Origin of the sequence: Prochlorococcus sp. (assembly GCF_965655815.1) — a bacterium.
Classification (GTDB): domain Bacteria; phylum Cyanobacteriota; class Cyanobacteriia; order PCC-6307; family Cyanobiaceae; genus Prochlorococcus_A; species Prochlorococcus_A pastoris.
On sequence record NZ_CBFHHZ010000002.1, the window covers coordinates 256300 to 279302 of the forward strand.

The window sequence follows — 23003 nt, forward strand, 5'->3', positions numbered from 1 at the left end:
ATAATGTGGGAATTAGAAAAGATTGCAAAAGTTTTAAAATATAGGATCTTGAAATCAGAAGAAGGATTAGATAATAAACCCTCTATATTATTCTGTGGAATGGATTCCTATCAAAAGAGAGATCTTCATAGCGAAGCAAAAAAAGCAGGATTCAAACCTGTATATTCAATGAAGCATCCATCAATAAAAGTCTTAATGCAAAGGTCATCATCAAGAAAAATAGAAACTGATAAGTTCAAAACGACCACTATCGACATAGAACATTTTTGGTATATGTGTAGACATCTTTTATGAAAAATGATTTATTAATATTCAGATTAATGAAGCAAGCGCGCTAAGAGTTAATCAATAAAACCTTAATATCAAACAATAAGCAGTTCTATTATCTAAATATAAATCCGCAACTTGGTAAGTCATCCACAGACTCGAAAGAAAACTAGAATTTAAATAGTTAGTAGTAGATCAATAGCAAAAGTCACAACAGGATCCCTTTAAAGTTGCAATTTTATTATGCTTACTAAATCAATTGGTTAAAATAAAGTCAAGAATTTTTTTTCGAGAAAATAACTAAATTTCAAATTATTAAAAGGTAACTTTGACAAAATGGCTACTAGAATAAATAAATATTTAAGTGAACTCGGTTATTGCTCTAGAAGGGTAGCGGATAGTCTAATTGAAGAAGGAAAAGTAACTATTAATGGTGAAATTCCAGAAATGGGTACCAAGGTAGAGGATGGAGATCAAGTAGAAGTTGAAGGTCAAAGAATAGAGAAATCAACGAAACAAGAAAAAATATACTTAGTTTTTAATAAACCTGCTGGAATTGTTTGCACAACCGATAGAAGAGTAGAATCCGACAATATCATAGATTTCATTAAATATCCTACAAGAATTTTTCCAATTGGAAGATTGGATAAGCCCAGTGAGGGATTAATTTTCTTAACTAACGATGGAGATATCGTAAATAAAATACTCAGAGCAAGAAATAATCATGAAAAAGAATACATCGTAAGCGTTAATCGACCTATTAATAGAGACTTTATTCAAAGCATGAGTAATGGCGTTGAAATATTAGATACCATTACTAAGAATTGTTTCGTAAAACAATTGGGGCCAAAAAAATTCAGAATCATACTCACTCAAGGACTTAACCGTCAGATTAGGAGAATGTGTGAATCCCTAGGATTCAGAGTAAAATCATTGAAGCGTGTAAGAATTATGAATATTAAATTAGACGTGTCAACAGGAGAATATCGCGAATTTACCAAAGAAGAACTCTTTGAATTGAATGAATTACTCAAAAACTCTTCAAAAACATAAGACTAATCAAAAATCCTATGTTTCCAATAAAAAAGTGCTTTCAGTTTCCCAAAAACACAAGTTAAAATTTCTTGTCTATAAATATGGCGGAGAGGGTGGGATTCGAACCCACGGTACCGTTGCCGGTACGCTAGTTTTCAAGACTAGAGCCTTAAACCACTCGACCACCTCTCCTGGTGAAAAATATTAAATTTTTAACTTTATAAGTATAGCAAAAGAAGGTTAATTTTTTAGAAAACTTTTGTGAAACTAATGTATAATTTCATATGAAATCTGTTGATATAACTAGATATCAATCTAGTTTTCAAGAAATATATGATATTAAAGGAGCCAATAAATTATGACAACATATCTTGAAGAGAGACTCGAATGGTACGACCACAATTACAGAATAGGCAATGCCTTAATTACAGATAAACAATTTGATCAGTTAGAAAAAAATCTTTTAAGAATAGATCCTGATTGCGATTACTTTACTAATAAAAAATCTCTCCCATTACCTTCATTAAAAAAGAATTCTATTGATGAATTCTTAGAAGGATTGCTGCCTGATACTCGATTGTTAATAGAGCCTAAGATTGATGGCATTGCTATTGCTTTGCAATACAGAGATGGCAACTTAGAAAAGTCCATTTCTAGAAAAGGTATAGATGTCACAAACAAAATTGCTGAAATTCAAGACATACCCCTCAAACTTCCTGTTTCAGGAATTATGCAAATTAGAGGCGAACTTTTCACTCCAAATAGATCTCCCAACTTTTCCCAAAGAATTGCATCAGGCTTCGTCCGAGCTGCAGCAGGGTCTCCAGAAGGTATCAGCTTTTGCGGTTTCCAAATTATTAATGGAAAGCTTAATCAATACGAAACCATTCAATATCTTAAAAAACTTGGCTTCAACACCCCAGACATTAAAAGCTGTAATTACACAAGCCAAGTCCAAGTCTTTAGGAAACAATGGTTAGATAAAAAATTATTTACTGACTATCCAACTGACGGAATAGTTGTAAAAATAAATTCTAGAAAATTACAATTAATTAGAGAAAAATCAAGTATAAATTATCCCTACTGGCAGATCGCTATAAAGGATTAAGGTTGTATTTTGGAATAGGTAAAAAAGGAGATCTTCTTTTTAAAGACTCGTTATAAAGAAAAAACAACATGTAGCTGCGAGTGACCACTACACAAAAGGTGAAAAATGCTAGAGCCACACAAATAGGGCAATGTGGAAATCCCATTACGATTACGTTCTAAAGTTTGTTTTTCATTCTGTCTATAATATTTATCATTTCATCTAGCCATTCTGAATTACTTTTTGATTGTCTCTTATGATTTTGACTTCTTTGAATACTCATAAAATAAACCTTTTATAAATTTCGTTCATATTATTGGAAGAATTTATTGGGATCAATAAGCAAAAATACTAGATTGATTGATATGACTATGTTCTATTAATAAATCTATACAATTAACAAAAAAGGAAAATAAGGGTATCACTCGATATTATTCTTCATGAGGGAACTAAAGAACAGGTTCTTGTTTTTTCAATGAAGAAGATATTAGATTACTTATTATCAAAATGAATTAGCCAAAATTAACATTTTGTTGAAATATCCCAAATAAATTATTACCAACTATGGCAGCAATAATTAAAACAAAGGCTACTATCGCAAAAAGAGCACTTACATCTTTAATATCATAAGGAGTTTTAAATAGAGGTTTTTCCTCTGTCATGATTTTCCTCTTAAGGTTTAATATTTAATCATCTTATATCATTGTTTGAAAGTACAATTGAGTATTTCTTCGCTTGACTTCATAGGTGGACTCGTTTTAGAGAGTAACTAGTTACAAAGGAAGGTTATGAAACTTACAACACCTTTTACCATCCTCAACAATTCACTGAATGACATATGGAGGATGCACGATTTTAATTATCAATTACCAAAAGATACTTTTAATGAGTACTGGGATGAGGAATGTATTTTGCATCCTACAAATTCTCATTGTAAAATTTATGATGGTTAGTTATAAATTGAGCATCTGATATTTTGAGCAATAAAAAAAGGCCACGTAACGTAGCCTTTTTTATTTTTGTATAGTAATTAACTTGTGTAAGCTTTGCCTCTATAAGTTAATTCTGTATGCTGTTTTTTTGCAGCTACTTTGTTTTGGACGTATTTTTGTCCTCTGTAGATAAGTGTCATCTATTTTCTCCGGTTTCGCCCAAGTCCCCGTTCCATGGCTTGAGTCGATTTGCGGCTTGCATTATTACAAGTTGAACGTTTTGGTAGCGGTTGCTACAAATTAATATTAACACACAGGTAATTTTTTGTGAAGGCTTTAAATGACATTTTTACTGCTAAATCGAAGAAAATTTATCTATTAAGTGGGATGAAATCTTTTTTTAGAATAATTTAATGATTTAGACAGGTTACATTTTGTTCAATTAATCTATTTATTTTTAATAACTTTACTTTTTAAATGTAAAATTCAGAGGATTATAACGATGTTTATGTTCTCAAGAAACAAAAAATCTCCTAGTAAAAAAGCTCAAGTAGTTGAAGAAAAACCTTTGTATGCGCAGTTACTTCCATTCGCGAATGTCATGACTGAGAAGGTTCAAGTGGTTAATGCTTTGGCTTTTACTTTAATAATGGGTGTTTCAATTTTTGGGATAGCTCTTTGGAGGCTTTCTGCTCTGACTTAATTATCTAATTTTTCAGAGAATTAATTTTTAACTCTTTGTCGTTAATCATTGTAATTAGCCACTTAGAAGCTAAAGCTCGAGATATAGATCTATTTTTAAGAAATCTACATATATAAATATGTAGATTTTTTTCGTTTCTAGAGTTAAATTTCTCTTCAAATTCTAATATTGACTCTTTTGTATTTCTTTTCCTAAGCTCGTCAACTAAAGCATGAGTAGATGAATCATTAAAAAATTTACCAATATTTAAGCTTAATGTCATAGTCAATTTATATACCTACTTAAGATGTAGCCATAAATTAAATTTTTAAAAACAAAATTTAATTAATTTACAAATAATTTAATATTTAATTTTCTGGTTTAGCTAACGGAAGTAAACACTTATCTGAATCACAACCAGCTGGTCCTGCTTCGGAGAGCTCTCCAATATCATATTTATTAAGTGCATCAAAGAAATCATTATTTACTTTCCTTTCAGTTACCTGTTCCTGCAAAGATAAATATTCCTCTTTACTTATAGGTTCAAAAGGTAATCTTGGGAATGTAGCATTTGCACTGAATCGAGCTAATAATGCTGCAGAAATATACCCTTCGTTATTTTCTATCGCATTATGTATTGCTTTTGCTAAATCTTCAATTTCACTTTCTCTAAATTCAACAGTTGCAGAAGTATTATGTTCTGTATAAAACTTTTGAACTTGCATATAAAAATCGAATTGTGCAAGGGCAGAGAAGTTATTAATATCTATTTGATCTGCTCCTTCTATGTTTGCCCAACTTACTTCTGTTGGGATTTCAACGAGCCATTCAGTACATCTTGGGTCAAATGGATTATCAAGTAAACATCCTTTTTCATCTTTATCGGATTGAGATGGAACAACAGAGTAACCATAATCCATACAAGCTAAAGCAATAGGATCATTCTTTCTGAAAGTTATTCTTCTTAAAAATCTTTGTGCTTTAGGTGGATGCCATCCAGGAGCAGCTCCAGTTAAAAGACTTTTGGTGCCAGCAGGTTGAACTGTTGTGCATCTATTAGGTCTTCTGAGATTATGTTTGTCGCAGTATTCCCAAACAGTTTCTTTTACAGTTTTTCTCCATGAATCTAAGAATTTAGCTTCTTGCTTTTTAAATTCTTTTCCTTCTTCGTTGTCAGGTCTCCCAGCTTCCCACCATTTCAACCAAGGGGTTCCAAACGCATGTACAAAGAAATCAAATAATCCTGTAAAACTAACTCCTACAATAGGATCATACTCCCTACTTTTTCTATATCTCTCAACTTCGAATTCATGATTTAGCAAACATGCCACTGAAAGAGCTGCAGCTTTAAAGGCTTTTTTTTGTTCTTCAATATTTTCCGGATCTATCTGATTTAGGTGAACTTCGGCCAAGTTACAATGAAAATCGTTGCCTAATATTTCTCCGCAAGGATTAAGTCCATATCTACTCATTCTATGATCTAGTTCTTCTTCAGAAAAAGGTCCGTAATTTAGATTAATCCAATTTCTAGCTTCCTCTTTACCTTGTTCCGAATATATTTCTATGAATTCATTTTTGAGATCTTCTCCGTTCAAAATATCTGCATTTGATCTTGCTATTGCTTCTGGAGCAAATTGAATTGCTCCTTCACCTGAATGAAATTGCTTGGTTACAGCATCCAGAATTGTTTGATAAGAAGGCTTTGTATGATAAACCCTTGTATGATTTGCCATTCTAAGAGCGTCCTTTTCGGGATCGATTCTCCAATTACCGTCTTCGTCTTGACTCCATAGATTCTCTTTAGCTGATGCTGCTTCTTTGTCATCAGATGCAAACTGCCTCATGCCAGCGCTTCTTCTTATATTACCTGCAACTATTGTTACAGCTGCTTCGTCAATAAGTAAGCAACACTCAACTGTATTTAGCTTTCTACCAATCGCTTTTCCTAATAGAGAAGCAACTCGAGAGTATAGATCCTTTAATTTAATAGGATTCGCCATACCTCCAAAACCTTTTAATGATTCTCCTGCTGGCCTAATATCTTCTAAGTTAATATGAACATTAACTTCTTTCTCAAGACTTTCATTGCTTGATGCTTCAAGAAGATATTTATAACTATCTACCCAGCCTCTTCTGCTATCCCCAACTTTTATAAAAATATCATTGCCTTTAATTTCTAAAGAAGATTTTTCCTGCCTTTGATCTTTAGGAGTTATTCCTACTTCGCTTACTGATTTAATAGTTATTTTATTTTTTACTGTTGGAAGCTTATTTATAAAATGGGGTTCTATTATTGCTCCTGTGCCGCAACCCATCATTGCTAAATCCATCATTAAGGCAAAAGCTTCCCAATCAATTAAATTTGTCGAAGTACAATTATATGCTCCTGAAAAATTCTGGTTTTTATTAATCCATGGAGTCCCTCCGATCCATAACCATCTTCCAGATGGTTGAGCCTTTTGGTTGCTCTGCATTTCTCTCATTAACATCAATTCTTGATCAGAGAGTTTTCCTAATTCTTTTAATCCAGATAAATTTCTTTCTCCAACTTCACTCCAATTCTCTCTTTTCCCGGAAACTGTCTTTCTGCTATATGACCTAAAGAAGACAGGATAAGCAGCAGGAGCTGTTTTTGGGAAGTCATCTTTTCTAAGATTATTAGAATTGCTCTCGGAGGAAGCTTTATTTGGTGCAATTGTCACGATAAAAAAAGTATGTAAATTTACCCGTAAAGGAAGAATAACTCTACCTGTGGCGTCTGCAACTATTCTTACCACTATTTAACGGTTTGTGTAAAAATATGTTTATTATGAAATCTTTGTTCACGGAAGTTTATGGAAAGAACTGTTGAACCTGAATTAATGGAAAGAGAAGACCAAGTTGATTCTTATGCTAAAGCTGACTTTTCAGAGGGAGAGAATAATCTTATTAGTCAAATAAATCATTACTTGATTAAAAATAATATTCATTTGAGTGAAAAAGAATTGATTGTTGATTTAGGATGCGGACCTGGCAATATTTCTGAAAAGTTATCAACTAAATGGCCTAATGCCAATGTTATTGGTATTGATGGCTCCAAAGAGATGATTCGAATAGCTGAGTTAAATAAAAAGAATTCCTTAAATCGGAGTCGATTAAAAAATTTGCGTTACATTTGTGCAGATATAAAAAGCCTTAAATCAAGTGATATTTCTTTCGAAAAAAATATAAGTTTATTAGTCAGCAACAGTTTAATTCACCATATTACTTATCTGGATGATTTTTTTAATTGCATAAAGAGATTATCAAGTGATTTGACTATAAATTTTCATAAAGATCTTAAAAGACCGATTGATAAACAATCAGCCTTATATTTAAAAGAAAAATGTGGGGAAAAATATAATGAAATTCTGACTAATGATTATTACGCATCATTAAAGGCTTCTTACACATCAAAAGAATTAAAAGATTTTATTTTTGAGAATAAATTATCCTCTTTAGAAGTGTTCGAAGAAGGTGATCAATATTTAGTCATTTATGGTAAGGTTTAGAGTTAATGAGATTGTCAAAATAGAATTTAATGAGTTCAAGTACTGAAAACTTAAATAATAAAAATATCTTAGAGGCGGTAAATAAAAGAAGGAACTTTGCGATTATTTCACATCCTGATGCTGGTAAAACAACTCTTACTGAAAAACTTCTTTTGTATGGAGGCGCTATACAGCAAGCAGGGGCAGTAAAAGCAAGAGGTAATCAAAGGAAAGCTACTTCTGATTGGATGGAACTTGAAAAACAAAGAGGTATCTCAATTACTTCAACTGTTTTGCAGTTTGAATATGAAAGATCAGTAATAAATCTGTTGGATACTCCTGGTCACAAAGATTTTTCTGAAGATACATATAGAACTTTAGCTGCCGCAGATAATGCAGTAATGCTTGAAGATGCCGCTAAAGGATTAGAACCTCAAACAAGAAAATTATTTGAGGTATGCAGAATGAGAAAAATACCTATTTTTACTTTTATTAACAAGATGGATAGACCGGGCAGAGAACCTTTTTCGTTGCTTGATGAAATTGAATCAGAGCTTGGTTTGAATACTTTGCCCGTTAATTGGCCAATTGGTATAGGTGAGGAATTTAGAGGAGTTATTGATAGATTTACAAGAGAGGTTATTTTATTTGATAAAGCTGTTAGAGGGAAACAGTCAAATGAGAAAAGAATGAGTTTAGATGATAAAGAACTTTCAAAATATGTAGAGAAAGAATTACTTGAGATCTCTCTTGAAGAGCTCGAGGTCCTTGATGAGGCAGGTTCGAAATTAGAAAAAGAAGAAATTTTTAATGGTTCACTTACTCCTGTTTTCTTTGGCTCGGCGATGACAAATTTTGGGGTAAGACCTTTTTTAGATAGTTTTTTAAAAATGGCTCAAAAACCAACTTCAAGAAATAGTAATAAGGGAGATATTGAGCCTGCAAGCGATGAATTTAGCGGTTTCGTATTTAAGTTACAGGCAAATATGGATCCAAAGCATAGAGATAGAGTTGCTTTTATAAGAGTTTGTAGTGGAAAATTTGAAAAGGATATGTCAGTCAAGCACTCAAGAACAGGAAGAACTATTAGATTATCTCGACCTCAAAAAATATTTGGTCAAGACAGAGAAGTAGTTGATGATGCCTATCCTGGAGATGTGATTGGACTTAATAACCCTGGAATGTTTTCTATCGGAGATACTTTATATACAGGCACTCATCTTGAATATGAGGGTATACCCTCCTTTAGTCCTGAAATATTTAGTTGGCTAAGAAATCCAAACCCTTCAGCATTTAAAAACTTTAGGAAGGGAGTAAACGAACTTCGTGAAGAAGGTGCTGTTCAAATACTTTATGACTTTGATGAGAGCAAAAGAGATCCTATCCTTGCAGCTGTTGGACAATTACAGTTGGAAGTAGTTATTCATAGATTAAAAAATGAATATGGTGTAGATGCCAATCTTGAATCTATGCCATACCAATTGGCACGATGGGTTTCAGTTGGATGGTCAGCCATTGACGAATTAGGAAGGATCTTTAATTGCAAAGTAGTAAAGGATTGCTGGAATAGGCCAGTGATTCTTTTTAAGAATCAGTGGAATCTTAATCAATTTATTGAAGATAATGAGAATTTAGATTTAAAAAAAGTAGCACCTGTTGTTAGTGGGGTGGAACCAATTGTTTTATAAAGTCCTATTGGATAATAAAATTGGTTAATCTATAGTTATTGTAAAAATCAATTGGATTCAAATAAAAGCAAAAATAATCCCGATAAAACTCCCTATGAAATATTAGGTGTTGAAGAAGGTGCCGATTTTGAAGATATACAAAAAGCTAGAGATCTTAAAGTTAAGGAGGCTGGTGAAGATCTACTACTTAAGGCAAAAGTAGAATCATCTTTTGATCAATTGTTAATGGGTAGTTTGAAAGCAAGGCAGTCAGGGAATGTTAGTTTCGAAGCTCAAAATGCTTCTAAGAAAGAGAAACAAATTAATAAACTCATTAATAATGATTTCCCGCTTTTATCAAAAATAAAAAATTTGAATAATAATGCTAACAAGACAAACGAATATAGCCTTCCCAAAATAACCCCTCCATCTTTTGATAACCTTTCAATCAAATTATCTGTTGGATTATTATTTTTGATAATACTTTTAATTAGTCCTGATTCTTACAACAGACTTCTGCTTTCTATCTCAACTTTAATCCTTACGTATATTCAAATTAAATCAGGTAAAAAGTTTATTAGTTCTCTTGGATGGAGTGTGACATTTCTTTCAATAGGATTAATATTTGGAGGTTTATTTGAAACTAACTCATTTATTCAGGAAATATCTAATAACTCTTTATCAATTCAAAAAATTCAAAGTTTACCAGCAATGATAATTTTGTGGATAGGAGTAATTTTCCTTTAAATTAATTTTTAATCATCTCTTTAATCTCTTCAGAATTTATTAGATATTTATTCTTGCAAAATTCGCAAACTAATTCGGCTTTTCCTTCTTTAATTAAAATATCTTCTAACTCGTTTTTATCAAGCATTTTCATTGCATTTAAACTTCTCTGTCTGGAGCACCTACATTCAAATCTAACTTCTTGAGTTCGAGCTTTCTCGGAAATTGATTTATCGTCAATATCTGGAAATATATTTTTTATTAGTGAAAGAAGATTATCTTTTGATTTAAATAAGTCTTCACTAAAAGAATTAATTTCTTTACATCTTTCTTCAAGCAGCGAGACTAATAATGGATCAGTTTCTTTCTTTGGTAAAACTTGAGCTAACAATCCTCCGCTAGAAATAATATTTTTATTTTGAATCTTTTCCCCAATAAATACAGCAGAAGGAGTCTGCTCAGAATGATATAAATAAGATGCTAAATCTTCAGCAATATTTCCATTAACTAACTCAACAGTGCTGGTAAAAGGTTCTCCAAAACCATTATCCCGTATGACATTTAAATAGCCTGTCCCTAATGCTTTTGTGAAATCAAAAGAATATTGATTTGACTTGGTTTTGACTAGATCTAATTCCAAATTAGGATTTCCTACATAACCTCTAACTTTCCCATCTCTGCCCGCATCCACAAGTAATCCCTTTAAAGGGCCATCAGATCTTACTCTTAAAGTGACTCTCCCATGCATTACTTTCATCGAACTTGCTAAAAGAAGAGAGGCGCTGAAAGCTCTCCCCAGTATAGAGGTGGTTAGATAAGACAATCCATGCCTTTCTTTCGCTTCCATTGATGCATCTGTTGTTAATACCGCAACTAGCCTTATTCCACCATTAGCCGCAGTTGCGCGTACAATTTTATCCCCCATAATTTCCTTTCGTTAATTCCTTAATCTTTCCTTGTTCAAGAACTAATATTTTAGACGGTATCCCCTCAAATAATGAGGGTTCATGAGTAACGATAATTATTGTATTTTTATTTTTGAGATTGAGAACTAAATTCTTAACATCATTTTTCATTGACCAATCAAGACCAGCAGTTGGTTCGTCAAGTAAAAGAATAGTTGGATTTCTCATTAGTTGAACTGCTACAGCTAATCTTCTCTGTTGACCACCACTTAATTTCTCAGGAGGTTGAGTAAGATTTATATCTGATAGCCCAACTTTTTTTAAAACTTGCTCTATATTTTTTTCTCTCAATGATTTATAACCAATTTTTAATTCTTTCCCAATGGTTGTTCCTAAAAAGTATCTTTCTGGGAATTGGAATACTACTCCACTTATCCATCTTCTTTGCCTAGCAGTGATATTTTTATTTTTCCAAGTAATCTTTCCTTTCTGAGGAGTAATTAGTCCACTTATTATTTCCAATAGAGTAGTTTTCCCTGAACCACTTTTGCCACAAATTAATATAATTTCATTTTCATGAAGATTGAAACTAATATCATCTAATATTTTTTTATTTCCTGTTTGAGGTTGATAAGTAATATCTTTTAAATCAAGCATTATTAATTTAGTTGTAGGTATAAAATTTAAACTTTGAATTATCAACTTATAATAACTATAGATCTAAAAAAAAATAACAGTAAAAATGAATATTGCATTTAGAGAAGTTGATCCTTTTAATTGTTGGATTTGGATAAAATTCTTTGAAATACCTACTGAAGCAGAAAAAAACTACTTAGATGGAGTTTTTGATAGTTGGTATGTTTTAGGTAGGTTAGGTGGTTTTAATTCTGAAAATTTACAAACTCATGAAGAGGGTTCTGATTTAAGTTGGATGTCATACGATAATGAGCAAAAAGAATCTGCCCTTCCTGCCTTGATGCATAATTTAGGTGTTATGGAATATCAAAATTTATGGTCAAGAAGTTGGGTTGATTTTGGAACTTCAGATTCACTTTCTATTGATATTTTAATAAATGCGTTAAATGAGATATCTAATAATTATGTAAAAATTGATGAATTAATAATTGGGGGAGAAAATAGTGATTGGTCGATTGAGGAACATGAAGATTTGGTTTTTAAAAATTGATTTTTATATATGGATGATTTAACAAGATTATTTATACAGAATGAAAGAATAATTAATAACAAGAACAATAATTTAAAACTTACAAATAATGAAGCGCGCTATATAAATAAAGTAATGCGAATAAAATTTGGTAAAGAAATATTTATCACTAATGGGCAAGGTTCATTATGGAAAGCTATAAACTTAGAGGATAATTCTATAAAGATAAACAATATTTATAATCCTTATTTATTTAAAGAAAAAGAAAAAATTTTATTAGGAATAGCTGTTGTTATTCCTAAAAATGGTTTTGAAGATATTCTAAAAATGTGTACTGAAATAGGAATTGATTTTATACAACCTTTGTATTCAGATAGACAAGTTAAGAAGTTTACAAACTTCTCAAATAAACTTATAAGATGGAATTCGATTGTTAATGAAGCTGTTGAACAATGTGAGAGATTATGGAGACCATCTATTTTGAGTGATATTAATTTATTCGACTGGATAAATTCCATAGAAAATAAAGATATAATTTCAGTATCTGTTACAAGAGATGTTAGCTCTGATAATTTAAACTATTGGTTAAAAAAAAAGCAAAGTTTTTTGGATAAAAAAGGAGGAGTTTTATGGAATGTAATTGGACCGGAGGGAGGCTGGTCCAAAGGTGAAATTGAATTTTTTAATAAAAATCAAATTGCTTTTGTAAAACTTTCAGAAACCATTTTAAGAACTTCAACAGCTACTGTTAATGCAACTTCAATTCTTAGTCAATGGCGTAATGATCTTAAATTAATTCTTTAAAAAAAATGAATTTACTTTCTAATGATTTTTTACTTGGTTTTTTAATTAATTTTATTCTAATTTCTTTGTTTTTTAGAGTCCCATTGATGACAAAAGGGGGGTGGATAAGTGCTGGGGTATTAGGGTCTATTTTATGGGGATGTTTGTTATGGCAAGGTTGGAGTTCAGTCGTAATATATTTATTCCTTGGATCTCTTGTGACAAAAATTGGTTATAAATTTAAAAATGAAAAAGGGATAGCTGAAAAAAGAGGTGGTAAAAGAGGTCCTGAAAATGTTTGGGGTTCGGCTGCAACTGGATTGTTTTTTGCAATAATGGTTAAATTGAATTTTACTAATTTAGTTTTTTACAAAATTGGTTTTGCTGCAAGTTTTGCAGCAAAGTTGGCAGATACTTTTGGTAGTGAAATAGGAAAAAGATTTGGTAGGAATACATATCTAATTACTTCGTTTAGAAAAGTTGAAAGAGGAACAGAAGGAGGAATTAGTTTAGAAGGCACAGCGGCAAGTGCCTTAGGTGCAATATTTATGTCATTAACAATGTTTATTTTAAATATTATCTCAACAAAATATCAATTTTTGATAGTTGCAATTTCTGGTTTTTTAGCAACAATTTCTGAAAGTTTTATTGGAGCTAAATTTCAAGACAAATATAAATTAAGTAATGAATTAGTAAATTCTATTCAAACAAGTATTTCTTCTATAATTGCTATTTTTGTACTAATTTTTTACCTCAAAATTTCTAGTTAAATTACCTTTTGTTAAAATTAGGATTCCTTCCATTTATTAAGAATATCCCAACTTTTAAGACGTTGATAAATCCAAAGATGTCCATTCTCATTTAAGTGTATACCATCCTCTGCGATCCAATTCTTACTTCTATTATCTGAGTACATTTCTCTAAAAGTTGGCAGGAAAGGGACATTTTGATTTATACAGACTTCTTCCATTCTTCTTTCATAAGAATGGCAGAAATCATTTGAATACCATAAACATCCAGCAAATGGCATTTTGTTTTCATCAACTGGGGTTAGCCCAATTACAAATACTTGAGTTTGGGACTTCATTTCAAAAATTAATCTTTCTAATCCATACTCGAATCCATTTATCTCTAATTGGTGCCGCCCATTTTTTTGTCCAATTGTTGGAGTATCATTAAGACCCACATTTAAGAGGATAGCTTTGGGCTTATTTCTTCTTGTTTCTCCTCTTGATGACCATTCTTTTTCCCAACGTAAAGAAACCTTTTCAATTCCATCTCCTCTTACCCCTAGTGGATAAATAATTGGAAAATCATGAAATTTAGACCAATCTTTTCTTAGTCTTTCGCACCATCCTCCTCCTACAGTATCCCCCCATCCATATACTGAACTATCTCCGATTACAACCAATTGTTTTGGTAAAACAGGCACTATTTTCCCTTAAATTATTTCACTTGATTTGAGGAGATTTTTATTTCTAATCAAGTTAGATTACTTTTGATTTTACCATTTATTAATTCTCCAATTATTGCAATTGAGCTATAAGCAAACAAAATCACTAGAACTTCTTCCCATGCAAATGAACTCAATGATTCTTGAAGTTGCCAACCTAAACCAACACCACCAATTACTCCTAGAATGGCTGTTTCTCTAATTATGATTTCGGATCTATAAGCACAATATGCTAAGTAACTTTTTGATTGTTTAACAAATAATCCGAAAAGCCAACTAGAACTCTTTGCAACTCCTAATGATTTCATCGCAATATATTGTTTATTATCTTGGTTATGTAAATTCGCTAAAAGCAATTTGCCTGTTATGGCTGCGTTATGTAATCCTAATGTTATTGCTGCTAAAGATATTGAAGGATCATTAAACATTAAAAGGATTAGAATTAATATAGGCGATGGTATTAAACGAAATAAAAATGAGATTATTCTGATAATTGTAATTCCTATTTTATTATTTAAAATCAATATAAAAATTGGAGGAAAACTTATAGCTATTCCAGTAGATAAAAGACATAAAACTATTGTTTCTAATAATAGCTTTAAAAAATCGTATGAAATAAAATTAAAGTTTGATATCAAAAGATTATTGATTGAATTAAAAGGTATTGCATTTTTATTAAATATAAAATAAACAAAGAAAGATAAAGAAAATAAACTAATACAAAATAAAGCTATTACAAAAGAGGTCAAAAAATTCTTAGAAGTGTTAGAGAGGTTGAATCTTTTTAATAGTTTTTTTGAGATAATAATTAAAAAAGCTAAACCCCAAAGATAAGTCCATAGCTCTCGGAAATTCAAAGTTTGAAAGGATAAAAATATACTTGTGCCTATTCCTCCAACTCCAAACAATCCCAAAACTGCTGTACTTCTTATGGCACATTCCAAACGGTATAAACCAAAATTTTTAAAGGTTTCTATCACTGGAGCCCAAACTAATGTTATTAAAGTGGAAGATTTAATACCATTAATTTGTTTAATTGATTCAATAGTTTTAAGATTAATATTTTCTATTTGCTCACTAAAAACTTTTGCATTTATAGCAACATAAGGAATGCAAATAGCTATTATTCCAATTGAAAAATTTATACCATATATTTGCAATAATATAAGTCCCCAAATTATTTCATGAATCGATCTTATAAAAGTTAAAAATAAATTTAAAAATCTCTTTAAAAATATAGGTAAATTTAATATTTTATAAAAAATTTCTGAAGATAATATTCCAAAAATAACCCCAAATATAATACTTATTAGCCAACTAAAAAATGCAATAAAAATAGTTTCATTTAATCTTTTTACTAAGGTGAAAATGATTTCATTATTAATTTTTGGATTAAAGGCAGAAATAATAAATTCTTTAAATAATTCAATTCCTCCAATATGAAAATTAATAAATAGTTCATAGGCTATAGGTATACAAACTAGTATTGGTAGAAAAGTTATTGAAGAAGAATTTAATTTTAATTTATTCAATTATCTAATAAATCTTGTTTAAATGATATTTTTTTAATTTAGTTTTCTCTAAATCAAATAATATTTCACCATTTTTCATTCCAATAATTCTATTAAAACCATCTAATAAATCTAATCTATGCAAAGAAATTAAAGTAGTATTAGGAACTTTTATTTTATTTTTATTTTTAGTAATTAATAATAGATTTTTAATATTAGAAGTTAGTTTTGGATCTAAATTATTAAAAGGCTCATCAGCAAGTAGGATATCTGACTCTTGAATTAATGATCTTGCAATAGCAACTCTTTGTTTTTGGCCTCCAGATATTTTTCTAATATTTTTGGAAAAAATAGATTTCTTAAGATTACAAACTTGCATATATTGATGAGCTTTATTAAAAGAACTTATATTTAGTAAATTTTTAAAAGCAAATAGGAAACTTTGTTTTCCAAGAAGTCCACAATTTACATTTTGTTCTGCTGATAGATCTTCTATTAATCTTAAATCTTGCCAGATAGTTGATATCTTACTCTTTTGATATAAGTTTAATTTATCAAATTCCGTATTAAATAATTTGACTCTACCTTTGTTAGGCTTGAGTGTTCCGTTAAGAATAGATATAAGAGTAGTTTTACCCGCGCCACTTTTGCCTAATAAGGCAATTTTTTCACCCGATTTAATTCGTAAACTTAACTTGTTTAAGGTGAAATTATTTTTATTTTTATAGCTTACCTCTTTTAATTCGAGAAGAGGATTAATCATCTGATTTTTTTTAATTTTCTCGCGATTACCTCGATATTTTTATAGTCACTAGATTCTGCTTCTATAAATTTTTTTGCGTTGAACATATCTAATATCTTTTTATTTTCTTTATTTTTAATATCCAAATTAAGAATTGTAGATTTAAGTTCTTTAGTAAAACCTTTTCGAAATCTATTATCAAGATTTCCTTGAGCAACCCAATGATAGTCAACATAATCAGGAGTAATCCAAAAAAGATTTACATTTTTTGTTCTTTTAGGATTATTTTTAAGATTATTTTCCCACACTTGTTTATTTAAAGCTCCTGCATCAAAGGCTCCACTATTAACTAAAGCGATAGTTGCATCATGACTACCGCTAAATCCTACTCTTTTTCCTTTAAAGTTTTCTATTTTTATTCCAGCATCATTAAGGTAATATTCTGGCATTAACCTTCCAGATGTTGAATTTTCAGAACCAAAAGTAAATCTTAGATTCTTGAGCTTTTTAAGTCCATTTTTATTGGAAATTGAATCAAGTTTTACTTTCTTATTCACAATAAAAACGCTTTTAAATTCTTTATCAATATCTCGTTGAGCAATCACAATTGCATTAGGGGTTTGTAATCTTGCCTGAACTCCGGATAAACCACCAAACCATACTAAATCTAAATCATTTGTTCTAAATCCAGTAACCGCAGCAACATAATTAATAACGGGAATATACTTTACCTTTACATCTAGAGTCTTGGCTAATTCTTTTGCAAACAAATTAAATCTTTTGTCTAATACCTCTTGATTTTGATCAGGAATTGCCCCAATCTTTAAAACTTTTGGATTCGCATTCAAAGGTGATGAAAGAGTCGCAAAAAAAATAGTAGAGGTTACAACTAACTTTTTGATGTTAATAAAAATCTTATTCATTTAAAAGTAATAATTTAAAATGCCTTTCTCTAATCTTGTTAAGCCATCAAGAATCTTTTCTTTTGAAGAGGCACAAGATATCCTAATACATTGATCATCACCAAAAGGTTTTCCAGGCACCACCACTAAACCATAATCATTAAGAATTCTTTTGCAAAACTCTACAGAAGTCATGGATTTATTAGGTAATCTAGGAAATGCATAAAAAGCTCCATTAGGTGGATATATAAATAGTCCTTCGATATTTTTTAGCCCTTTATAAAGGACTTCTCTTCTTAGATCATAATGGCTATTGATTTCTAAGAAAAATTCTCGGTTTATTTTTAAAGCCTCTAAAGCACCTCTTTGAACGAAAGAACAAACATTACTTGTACTTTGGCTTTGTAAGGCTGATGATGCTTTAATAACATCTTTTTGTCCTACTAAATAACCAACTCTCCACCCAGTCATTGCCCAACCCTTTGCAAAACCATTAATTATAAAAATTCTTTCTTTTAGATCAGTTGCTAGTGAAGCTAAACTTAAATGCTTAAATTCTTTTTTAAGAATTAATTCGTAAATCTCATCTGAAAGAATATTAATATTTTTATTTTCTCTTACTAATTCTGCAATTTGTAACAAATCTTCTTTTGGCATTACTCTACCAGTTGGATTGTTGGGAGAATTAATAATTATAAATTTAGTTTTTGGAGATATCTTAGATTTTAAATCTTGTATATTTATTTTGAATCCATCTTCAGCAGAAGAATTTAGGAATACAGGCTTTCCCCCTGCCAATCTAACCATCTGAGGATAGCTTAACCAATAAGGAGCAGGTATAATAACTTCGTCGCCATCATTCAATAAAACCTGGAACAAATTATAAATTGCCTGTTTTGCTCCATTTGTTACCATTACATTTTCATATTCAACATTTAAATTGTTTTGGGTTTGAAGTTTTTCAGCAATGGCTTTTCTAAGTTCTAAATCTCCTGAGGCAGGACCATATTTTGTATATCCATCAAATATAGCCTCACTTGTTGCTTTTAATATTTCATTGGGAGCATCAAAGTCTGGTTCTCCAGCACTTAAATTACAGATGTCTTTTCCCTCTTTTGCGAGTTGATTAGCTTTAGCACTTATCTGCAGAGTAAGTGAAGGCTCAATAGAGAGTGCTCTTTTTGATAAATTTACTTCACTCATTTGATCTAAAGTTCTTTAAATATAACTTTTGAAAAATTTATTTTATTAATAAATTAAGAATAAGTAAAAGTATCACAGATTGGTTTAATTTGGTTCATTTTCTTAATTTAATTTATTTTCGTATTGTCTTTTATGAAAAATTAAAATGTGGAGTGAAGAATTATATAGTTATTATTATTTTTTAAATCATTTTTAGTTTTAATATTATTTATAAGCTTTGAACTTAAATTTGCTTTGAAAAGATTAGTCATTAGTAGAGGTAATGTATTTGCAAATTTATTAATTATTGGGGAAGCACCTGGTGCTCAAGAAGACTTAGAGGGAGAGCCTTATGTTGGTAGATCAGGGAAATTGTTAGATGAACTATTAATAGAAGCAGGAATTGACTTACAAAAGGATGTATATTTTTGCAATGTAATTAAATGTCGTCCTCCAAACAATAGAAAACCAACTAATAAGGAAATAAATATTCATAAACCATGGTTAATGCAGCAAATTAAACTAGTAGATCCAAAATTTATTATTTTAACCGGTTCGACTGCTATGAGAACTATTTTGGAAATAAAGAATCCAATTTCTAAAACAAGAGGAAAATGGTTTAAGAAAGGTGGGAGAGAAATTATTACTATTTTTCACCCATCTTATTTGTTGAGATTCTCTTCAAAAGAGGTTGAAAAACCATATGATCTAACTTTAAAAGACCTTAAGAAGGTTAGTAGTAAACTATATGCTTTATAATTTAAGTAAGATTTTTTGAATTTCTAGAATTTAATGTCACTTACTCAATCAAAAGAGGTGAATAGTCTCTCAAGGAGATATTCAACTTATATTGAGAGAAGGATAACTAGAACAGTAATGGTTGGGAATATCGCAATTGGTAGTGATTATCCAGTAAGAGTTCAATCGATGATAAATGAAGATACCATGGATGTGGATAATTCTTATTTAGCAATTAAAAGACTTCATGAAGTTGGATGCGAAATAGTAAGACTAACTGTTCCTTCTCTAGCTCATGCAAAGGCTGTTGGGGATATTAAAGAAAAATTAATAAAAAATAATATAGATACCCCCTTAGTTGCAGATGTTCATCACAATGGAATGAAAATTGCAATGGAGGTTGCAAAACATGTTGATAAAGTAAGAATTAATCCAGGATTATTTGTTTTTGAGAAATCAGATCCTACAAGGACTGAATATACTGAAGCTGAGTTTGAGACTATTAAAAAAACAATTCTTAAAAGATTTACTCCACTTGTAGAAGTTTTAAAGTCAGAGAATAAAGCTTTAAGAATTGGAGTTAATCATGGATCTTTATCCGAGAGGATGCTTTTTACTTATGGAGATACACCTTTAGGGATGACAGAATCTGCAATGGAATTCGTCAAAATATGCGATGAGCTTGATTTTCATAACATCATTATTTCTATGAAAGCATCAAGAGCACCAGTGATGTTAGCTGCATATAGAATGATTGCAGATAGATTAGATGCAGAAGGATATAACTACCCTTTGCATTTGGGTGTTACTGAAGCAGGAGATGGTGATTATGGAAGGATTAAGAGTACTGCAGGTATAGGAACACTTCTTGCTGAAGGTCTTGGAGATACTATCAGAGTTTCTCTAACTGAAGCTCCTGAAAAGGAGATTCCAGTATGCTATTCAATTTTGCAATCTTTAGGATTGCGAAAAACAATGGTTGAATATATAAGTTGTCCTAGCTGTGGTAGAACGCTTTTTAATTTAGAGGAGGTTGTAGATAAAGTGAGGAAAGCCACTTCCCATTTGACTGGTTTAGACATAGCAATAATGGGTTGTATAGTAAATGGTCCAGGAGAAATGGCAGATGCTGATTACGGTTATGTAGGTAAAGGTAAAGGTACAATTGCTCTTTACAGAAGAAAAGAAGAGATAAAAAGAGTACCTGAGGATGAAGGGGTTGATGCTTTAATTCGGCTCATTAAAGATGATGGAAAATGGATTGATCCCTAAACTTATTTTTAATTTATAATTTAATTAATAGAAAAATTAATGCTTATTACCGACCCTTGAATATAAAAAAATTGTTTAAAAATCAACTTATCTTTTTAATAGTGACAACTTTTTCTGGGATATTGGTGAGTAATCATTCAAAGGCGACAATTTTAGAAAATAACTACAAAGAGGTTATTGATCACGTTTGGCAAATAGTATATAGAGACTTCCTTGATTCAAGTGGGAAATTTGAGAGATCTAATTGGATTAATTTAAGAAAGGAATTTTTAGCAAAAAAATATTCAGATAATAATGAAGCTTATGATGCAATTAGAGATATGCTTTCAAATTTAGATGACCCATATACAAGATTTCTAGACCCAAAAGAATTTAATCAAATGAGAATAGATACTTCAGGAGAATTAACTGGAGTCGGAATACAAATTGCTAAAGATAAAGAATCTGATTCTATAATTATTATTTCTCCTATAGAGGGAACTCCTGCTTATGAGGCTGGAATTAAAGCTAAAGATATGATTTTATCAATCGATAATGTATCTACTAAAGGGTTGAATATTGAGGATGCAGTTAAATTAATAAGGGGCAGAAGGGGTACAAAAGTTAAACTTGAAATCCTAAGAAATGGGAATTCTTTTTACAAGTCCTTATTAAGAGAAAGGATAGAATTAAAATCAGTGACAAGCAAAATCAATGAAACTAAAGATGGATTATTAATAGGTTACGTGAGATTAAAGCAGTTTAATGCTAATGCATCAAGAGAGATGAAAGATACATTAAAAGATTTAGAAATAAAAAAAGTTTCTGGATATGTTCTTGATTTAAGAAGTAATCCCGGAGGATTATTAGAATCTAGTATTGATATTTCGCGTCAATTTATTGATAAAGGCATAATCGTAAGCACCTTATCTAAAGATGGTTTGAGAGAAACAAAAAGAGGAAATGGTAAGGCTTTAACAAAAAAACCTTTAATTGTACTTGTCAATGAAGGTTCGGCGAGTGCAAGTGAAATAGTCTCCGGAGCAATAAGAGATAATAACAGAGGTAAATTAGTAGGTAAGAAAACTTTCGGCAAAGGCCTTGTTCAGTCTATGCGAACTTTGGTGGATGGTTCAGGGTTAACAGTTACGGTGGCAAAATACTTAACTCCCAATGGAACAGATATAAATAAGTTTGGAATTACTCCAGATATAGAAGTCAAGATGAATTCCAATCCAATTCTTCAAAGAGAAATTGGTACTAAAAGAGATAGACAATATAGAGCTGGTGAGAAAGAACTTCTTAAAATTATTAAAAAAACTAAATTAGTAAGTCAGTTTCAACCTGATTCTGCAAATGTATTAGCTTTTTTTAAAAATAATGAAAATAATTTCGTTTATTCATTGAATTAGATGCTCATATCCAGCATTCTTTTTATTGGTTTGTAAGCTTTTTTAATTATTTCAGGGTCTAATTCAATTGAAGGGGAATTGTTTTTTAAACAATCTAAAATTTTTTCTAATGTATTCAATTTCATATATGGACACTCATTACATTTACAACCATCAATATCTGGTACTTCAATAAAATTTTTATTAGGTTCTTTCTTTTTCATTTGATGAATTATCCCAGGTTCAGTTAAAACCATATAAGTATCAGAATAATCATTACTAACGAAATCTAATAACTTACTGGTTGAACCAATAAAATCTGAAAGTACTAATAAATTTTGGCTGCACTCAGGATGGGCGATTACTTTTGCATCGGGATGTTTGTACTTTAATTTTAATAAGGCCTCTTCACTAAATGTTTCATGAACTATACAGCTGCCTGGCCAAAGTTTAAGTTTTCTCCCTGAGTTTTTTTGAACCCATCGACCAAGATTTTTATCTGGCGCAAATATAATTTTTTTATCTTTAGGAATTTTTTCTACTAATGAAACAGCATTGCTACTTGTGCAAATTAAATCACTTTGAGCTTTTACTTCTGCAGTACAGTTTATATAACTTACAACATAATGATCTGGATTTTCTTCTCTAAATTTTTGGAATTCTTCTGCAGGACAATCATCAGCCAAAGAACAACCTGCATCAATATCAGGTAATAAAACTGTTTTGTTTGGGCTAAGTATTTTTGCTGTTTCTGCCATGAAATGGACACCACAAAAAATTATTATGTCTGCATCATTATTTGCGGCTTTCCTAGAAAGGTCTAATGAATCTCCAATAAAATCAGCGATATCTTGAATTTCTGGCGCTTGATAATAATGAGCAAGAATTATCGCATTAGCTTTTAAGCAAAGCTCCTTAATTTCAGAAATCAAATCTTTTTCGTTGTGAATTGATTTCTGTTTTGCAGTAGAAGTTATACTGGTCAGGATTTACAATGTCTCTTAATAGATTATATGCCTTTAAATAGAAAAAATTCTGACAAATTTAAAAATTGCTATTGTTGGTGACTGTCACG

General features: G+C 30.7%; 26 protein-coding genes and 1 tRNA gene. 14 read left to right on the top strand and 13 right to left on the bottom strand.

Going from position 1 to position 23003, the window contains the following annotated elements:
• Positions 1-3: 3 nt before the first annotated feature.
• Both ACTF45_RS04485 and ACTF45_RS04490 read left to right on the top strand, forming a co-directional pair.
• Complete coding sequence (locus ACTF45_RS04485; protein ID WP_288347169.1) at positions 4-294, top strand: vanadium nitrogenase; 291 nt, start codon at positions 4-6, stop codon at positions 292-294.
• Between the two features lie 309 nt (positions 295-603).
• Positions 604-1320 carry a pseudouridine synthase gene (locus tag ACTF45_RS04490; protein WP_288347170.1) on the top strand — a complete coding sequence of 239 codons (717 nt, stop codon included), beginning with the start codon at positions 604-606 and terminating at the stop codon, positions 1318-1320.
• A gap of 84 nt (positions 1321-1404) precedes the next feature.
• On the opposite strand, the gene ACTF45_RS04495 is transcribed toward ACTF45_RS04490, so the two are convergent.
• Positions 1405-1494 (bottom strand) — tRNA-Ser (locus tag ACTF45_RS04495).
• 166 nt (positions 1495-1660) lie between these two features.
• On the opposite strand from ACTF45_RS04495, the gene ACTF45_RS04500 reads away from it, so the two are divergent.
• Complete coding sequence (locus ACTF45_RS04500) at positions 1661-2410, top strand: NAD-dependent DNA ligase (RefSeq protein ID WP_288347171.1); 750 nt, start codon at positions 1661-1663, stop codon at positions 2408-2410.
• A gap of 491 nt (positions 2411-2901) precedes the next feature.
• Here the strand turns inward: ACTF45_RS04500 and ACTF45_RS04505 are convergent, their stop codons facing one another.
• On the bottom strand, positions 2902-3051 hold the full coding sequence (locus tag ACTF45_RS04505) for a hypothetical protein (protein WP_173027959.1): 150 nt from the start codon (positions 3049-3051) through the stop codon (positions 2902-2904).
• 126 nt (positions 3052-3177) lie between these two features.
• On the opposite strand from ACTF45_RS04505, the gene ACTF45_RS04510 reads away from it, so the two are divergent.
• Positions 3178-3342 carry a hypothetical protein gene (locus ACTF45_RS04510; protein WP_173027961.1) on the top strand — a complete coding sequence of 55 codons (165 nt, stop codon included), beginning with the start codon at positions 3178-3180 and terminating at the stop codon, positions 3340-3342.
• Between the two features lie 77 nt (positions 3343-3419).
• Here ACTF45_RS04510 and ACTF45_RS04515 read toward each other — a convergent pair whose 3' ends face one another.
• On the bottom strand, positions 3420-3521 hold the full coding sequence (locus ACTF45_RS04515) for a DUF4278 domain-containing protein (RefSeq protein ID WP_071812974.1): 102 nt from the start codon (positions 3519-3521) through the stop codon (positions 3420-3422).
• Between the two features lie 308 nt (positions 3522-3829).
• On the opposite strand from ACTF45_RS04515, the gene ACTF45_RS04520 reads away from it, so the two are divergent.
• Positions 3830-4024 (top strand): hypothetical protein, encoded by a 195-nt coding sequence (locus ACTF45_RS04520; protein ID WP_438949431.1) that lies wholly within the window; start codon positions 3830-3832, stop codon positions 4022-4024.
• Between the two features lie 4 nt (positions 4025-4028).
• Here ACTF45_RS04520 and ACTF45_RS04525 read toward each other — a convergent pair whose 3' ends face one another.
• Positions 4029-4286: an RNA recognition motif-containing protein gene (locus ACTF45_RS04525; protein WP_438949432.1), complete on the bottom strand. Its 258-nt coding sequence runs from the start codon at positions 4284-4286 to the stop codon at positions 4029-4031.
• 85 nt (positions 4287-4371) lie between these two features.
• Positions 4372-6705: a ribonucleoside-triphosphate reductase, adenosylcobalamin-dependent gene (nrdJ, locus tag ACTF45_RS04530; protein ID WP_288347209.1), complete on the bottom strand. Its 2334-nt coding sequence runs from the start codon at positions 6703-6705 to the stop codon at positions 4372-4374.
• A gap of 132 nt (positions 6706-6837) precedes the next feature.
• Between nrdJ and ACTF45_RS04535 the strand changes: the two genes are divergently transcribed.
• From ACTF45_RS04535 to ACTF45_RS04545, 3 genes are read left to right on the top strand one after another with little or no spacing between them, the layout of a single operon-like run.
• Complete coding sequence (locus ACTF45_RS04535; RefSeq protein ID WP_288347179.1) at positions 6838-7533, top strand: class I SAM-dependent methyltransferase; 696 nt, start codon at positions 6838-6840, stop codon at positions 7531-7533.
• A 29-nt stretch (positions 7534-7562) separates the two neighbouring features.
• Complete coding sequence (locus ACTF45_RS04540) at positions 7563-9200, top strand: peptide chain release factor 3 (protein WP_438949433.1); 1638 nt, start codon at positions 7563-7565, stop codon at positions 9198-9200.
• Positions 9201-9251: 51 nt separating this feature from the next.
• Positions 9252-9926: a CPP1-like family protein gene (locus tag ACTF45_RS04545; RefSeq protein WP_438949434.1), complete on the top strand. Its 675-nt coding sequence runs from the start codon at positions 9252-9254 to the stop codon at positions 9924-9926.
• Position 9927: 1 nt separating this feature from the next.
• On the opposite strand, the gene hslO is transcribed toward ACTF45_RS04545, so the two are convergent.
• Positions 9928-10830 carry an Hsp33 family molecular chaperone HslO gene (gene hslO / locus ACTF45_RS04550; RefSeq protein ID WP_438949435.1) on the bottom strand — a complete coding sequence of 301 codons (903 nt, stop codon included), beginning with the start codon at positions 10828-10830 and terminating at the stop codon, positions 9928-9930.
• On the bottom strand, positions 10820-11467 hold the full coding sequence (locus ACTF45_RS04555; RefSeq protein ID WP_288347187.1) for an ABC transporter ATP-binding protein: 648 nt from the start codon (positions 11465-11467) through the stop codon (positions 10820-10822). The genes hslO and ACTF45_RS04555 overlap by 11 nt, the downstream gene beginning before the upstream one ends.
• Positions 11468-11552: 85 nt before the next feature.
• On the opposite strand from ACTF45_RS04555, the gene ACTF45_RS04560 reads away from it, so the two are divergent.
• From ACTF45_RS04560 to ACTF45_RS04570, 3 genes are read left to right on the top strand one after another with little or no spacing between them, the layout of a single operon-like run.
• Positions 11553-11996 (top strand): DUF3531 family protein, encoded by a 444-nt coding sequence (locus ACTF45_RS04560; protein WP_011132301.1) that lies wholly within the window; start codon positions 11553-11555, stop codon positions 11994-11996.
• A 9-nt stretch (positions 11997-12005) separates the two neighbouring features.
• Positions 12006-12779 carry a 16S rRNA (uracil(1498)-N(3))-methyltransferase gene (locus tag ACTF45_RS04565; protein ID WP_438949436.1) on the top strand — a complete coding sequence of 258 codons (774 nt, stop codon included), beginning with the start codon at positions 12006-12008 and terminating at the stop codon, positions 12777-12779.
• Positions 12780-12784: 5 nt separating this feature from the next.
• On the top strand, positions 12785-13528 hold the full coding sequence (locus tag ACTF45_RS04570; RefSeq protein WP_438949437.1) for a DUF92 domain-containing protein: 744 nt from the start codon (positions 12785-12787) through the stop codon (positions 13526-13528).
• A gap of 17 nt (positions 13529-13545) precedes the next feature.
• On the opposite strand, the gene ACTF45_RS04575 is transcribed toward ACTF45_RS04570, so the two are convergent.
• The 5 genes from ACTF45_RS04575 to ACTF45_RS04595 are packed head-to-tail and all read right to left on the bottom strand — an operon-like array spanning position 13546 to position 18569.
• Positions 13546-14190 (bottom strand): GDSL-type esterase/lipase family protein, encoded by a 645-nt coding sequence (locus tag ACTF45_RS04575; protein ID WP_438949438.1) that lies wholly within the window; start codon positions 14188-14190, stop codon positions 13546-13548.
• A gap of 50 nt (positions 14191-14240) precedes the next feature.
• The gene (locus tag ACTF45_RS04580) at positions 14241-15743 is read right to left on the bottom strand and encodes a phosphonate ABC transporter (RefSeq protein ID WP_438949439.1); all 1503 of its coding nucleotides are present in this window, start codon (positions 15741-15743) and stop codon (positions 14241-14243) included.
• 4 nt (positions 15744-15747) lie between these two features.
• Positions 15748-16485, bottom strand: coding sequence for an ATP-binding cassette domain-containing protein (locus ACTF45_RS04585; RefSeq protein WP_288347196.1), 738 nt, complete (start codon positions 16483-16485; stop codon positions 15748-15750).
• Positions 16482-17387 carry a putative selenate ABC transporter substrate-binding protein gene (locus ACTF45_RS04590; protein ID WP_438949440.1) on the bottom strand — a complete coding sequence of 302 codons (906 nt, stop codon included), beginning with the start codon at positions 17385-17387 and terminating at the stop codon, positions 16482-16484. The genes ACTF45_RS04585 and ACTF45_RS04590 overlap by 4 nt, the downstream gene beginning before the upstream one ends.
• Positions 17388-18569 carry a pyridoxal phosphate-dependent aminotransferase gene (locus ACTF45_RS04595; RefSeq protein WP_438949441.1) on the bottom strand — a complete coding sequence of 394 codons (1182 nt, stop codon included), beginning with the start codon at positions 18567-18569 and terminating at the stop codon, positions 17388-17390.
• A 234-nt stretch (positions 18570-18803) separates the two neighbouring features.
• Between ACTF45_RS04595 and ACTF45_RS04600 the strand changes: the two genes are divergently transcribed.
• From ACTF45_RS04600 to ACTF45_RS04610, 3 genes are read left to right on the top strand one after another with little or no spacing between them, the layout of a single operon-like run.
• Entirely contained in the window at positions 18804-19307 is a 504-nt protein-coding gene (locus ACTF45_RS04600) for a uracil-DNA glycosylase (protein ID WP_288347201.1), read from the top strand.
• A 33-nt stretch (positions 19308-19340) separates the two neighbouring features.
• Complete coding sequence (gene ispG, locus ACTF45_RS04605) at positions 19341-20558, top strand: (E)-4-hydroxy-3-methylbut-2-enyl-diphosphate synthase (RefSeq protein ID WP_288347202.1); 1218 nt, start codon at positions 19341-19343, stop codon at positions 20556-20558.
• 56 nt (positions 20559-20614) lie between these two features.
• Positions 20615-21949 (top strand): S41 family peptidase, encoded by a 1335-nt coding sequence (locus ACTF45_RS04610; RefSeq protein ID WP_438949442.1) that lies wholly within the window; start codon positions 20615-20617, stop codon positions 21947-21949.
• Here ACTF45_RS04610 and nadA read toward each other — a convergent pair.
• On the bottom strand, positions 21946-22905 hold the full coding sequence (gene nadA / locus ACTF45_RS04615) for a quinolinate synthase NadA (RefSeq protein WP_288347210.1): 960 nt from the start codon (positions 22903-22905) through the stop codon (positions 21946-21948). The genes ACTF45_RS04610 and nadA overlap by 4 nt on opposite strands.
• Positions 22906-23003 lie beyond the last annotated feature (98 nt).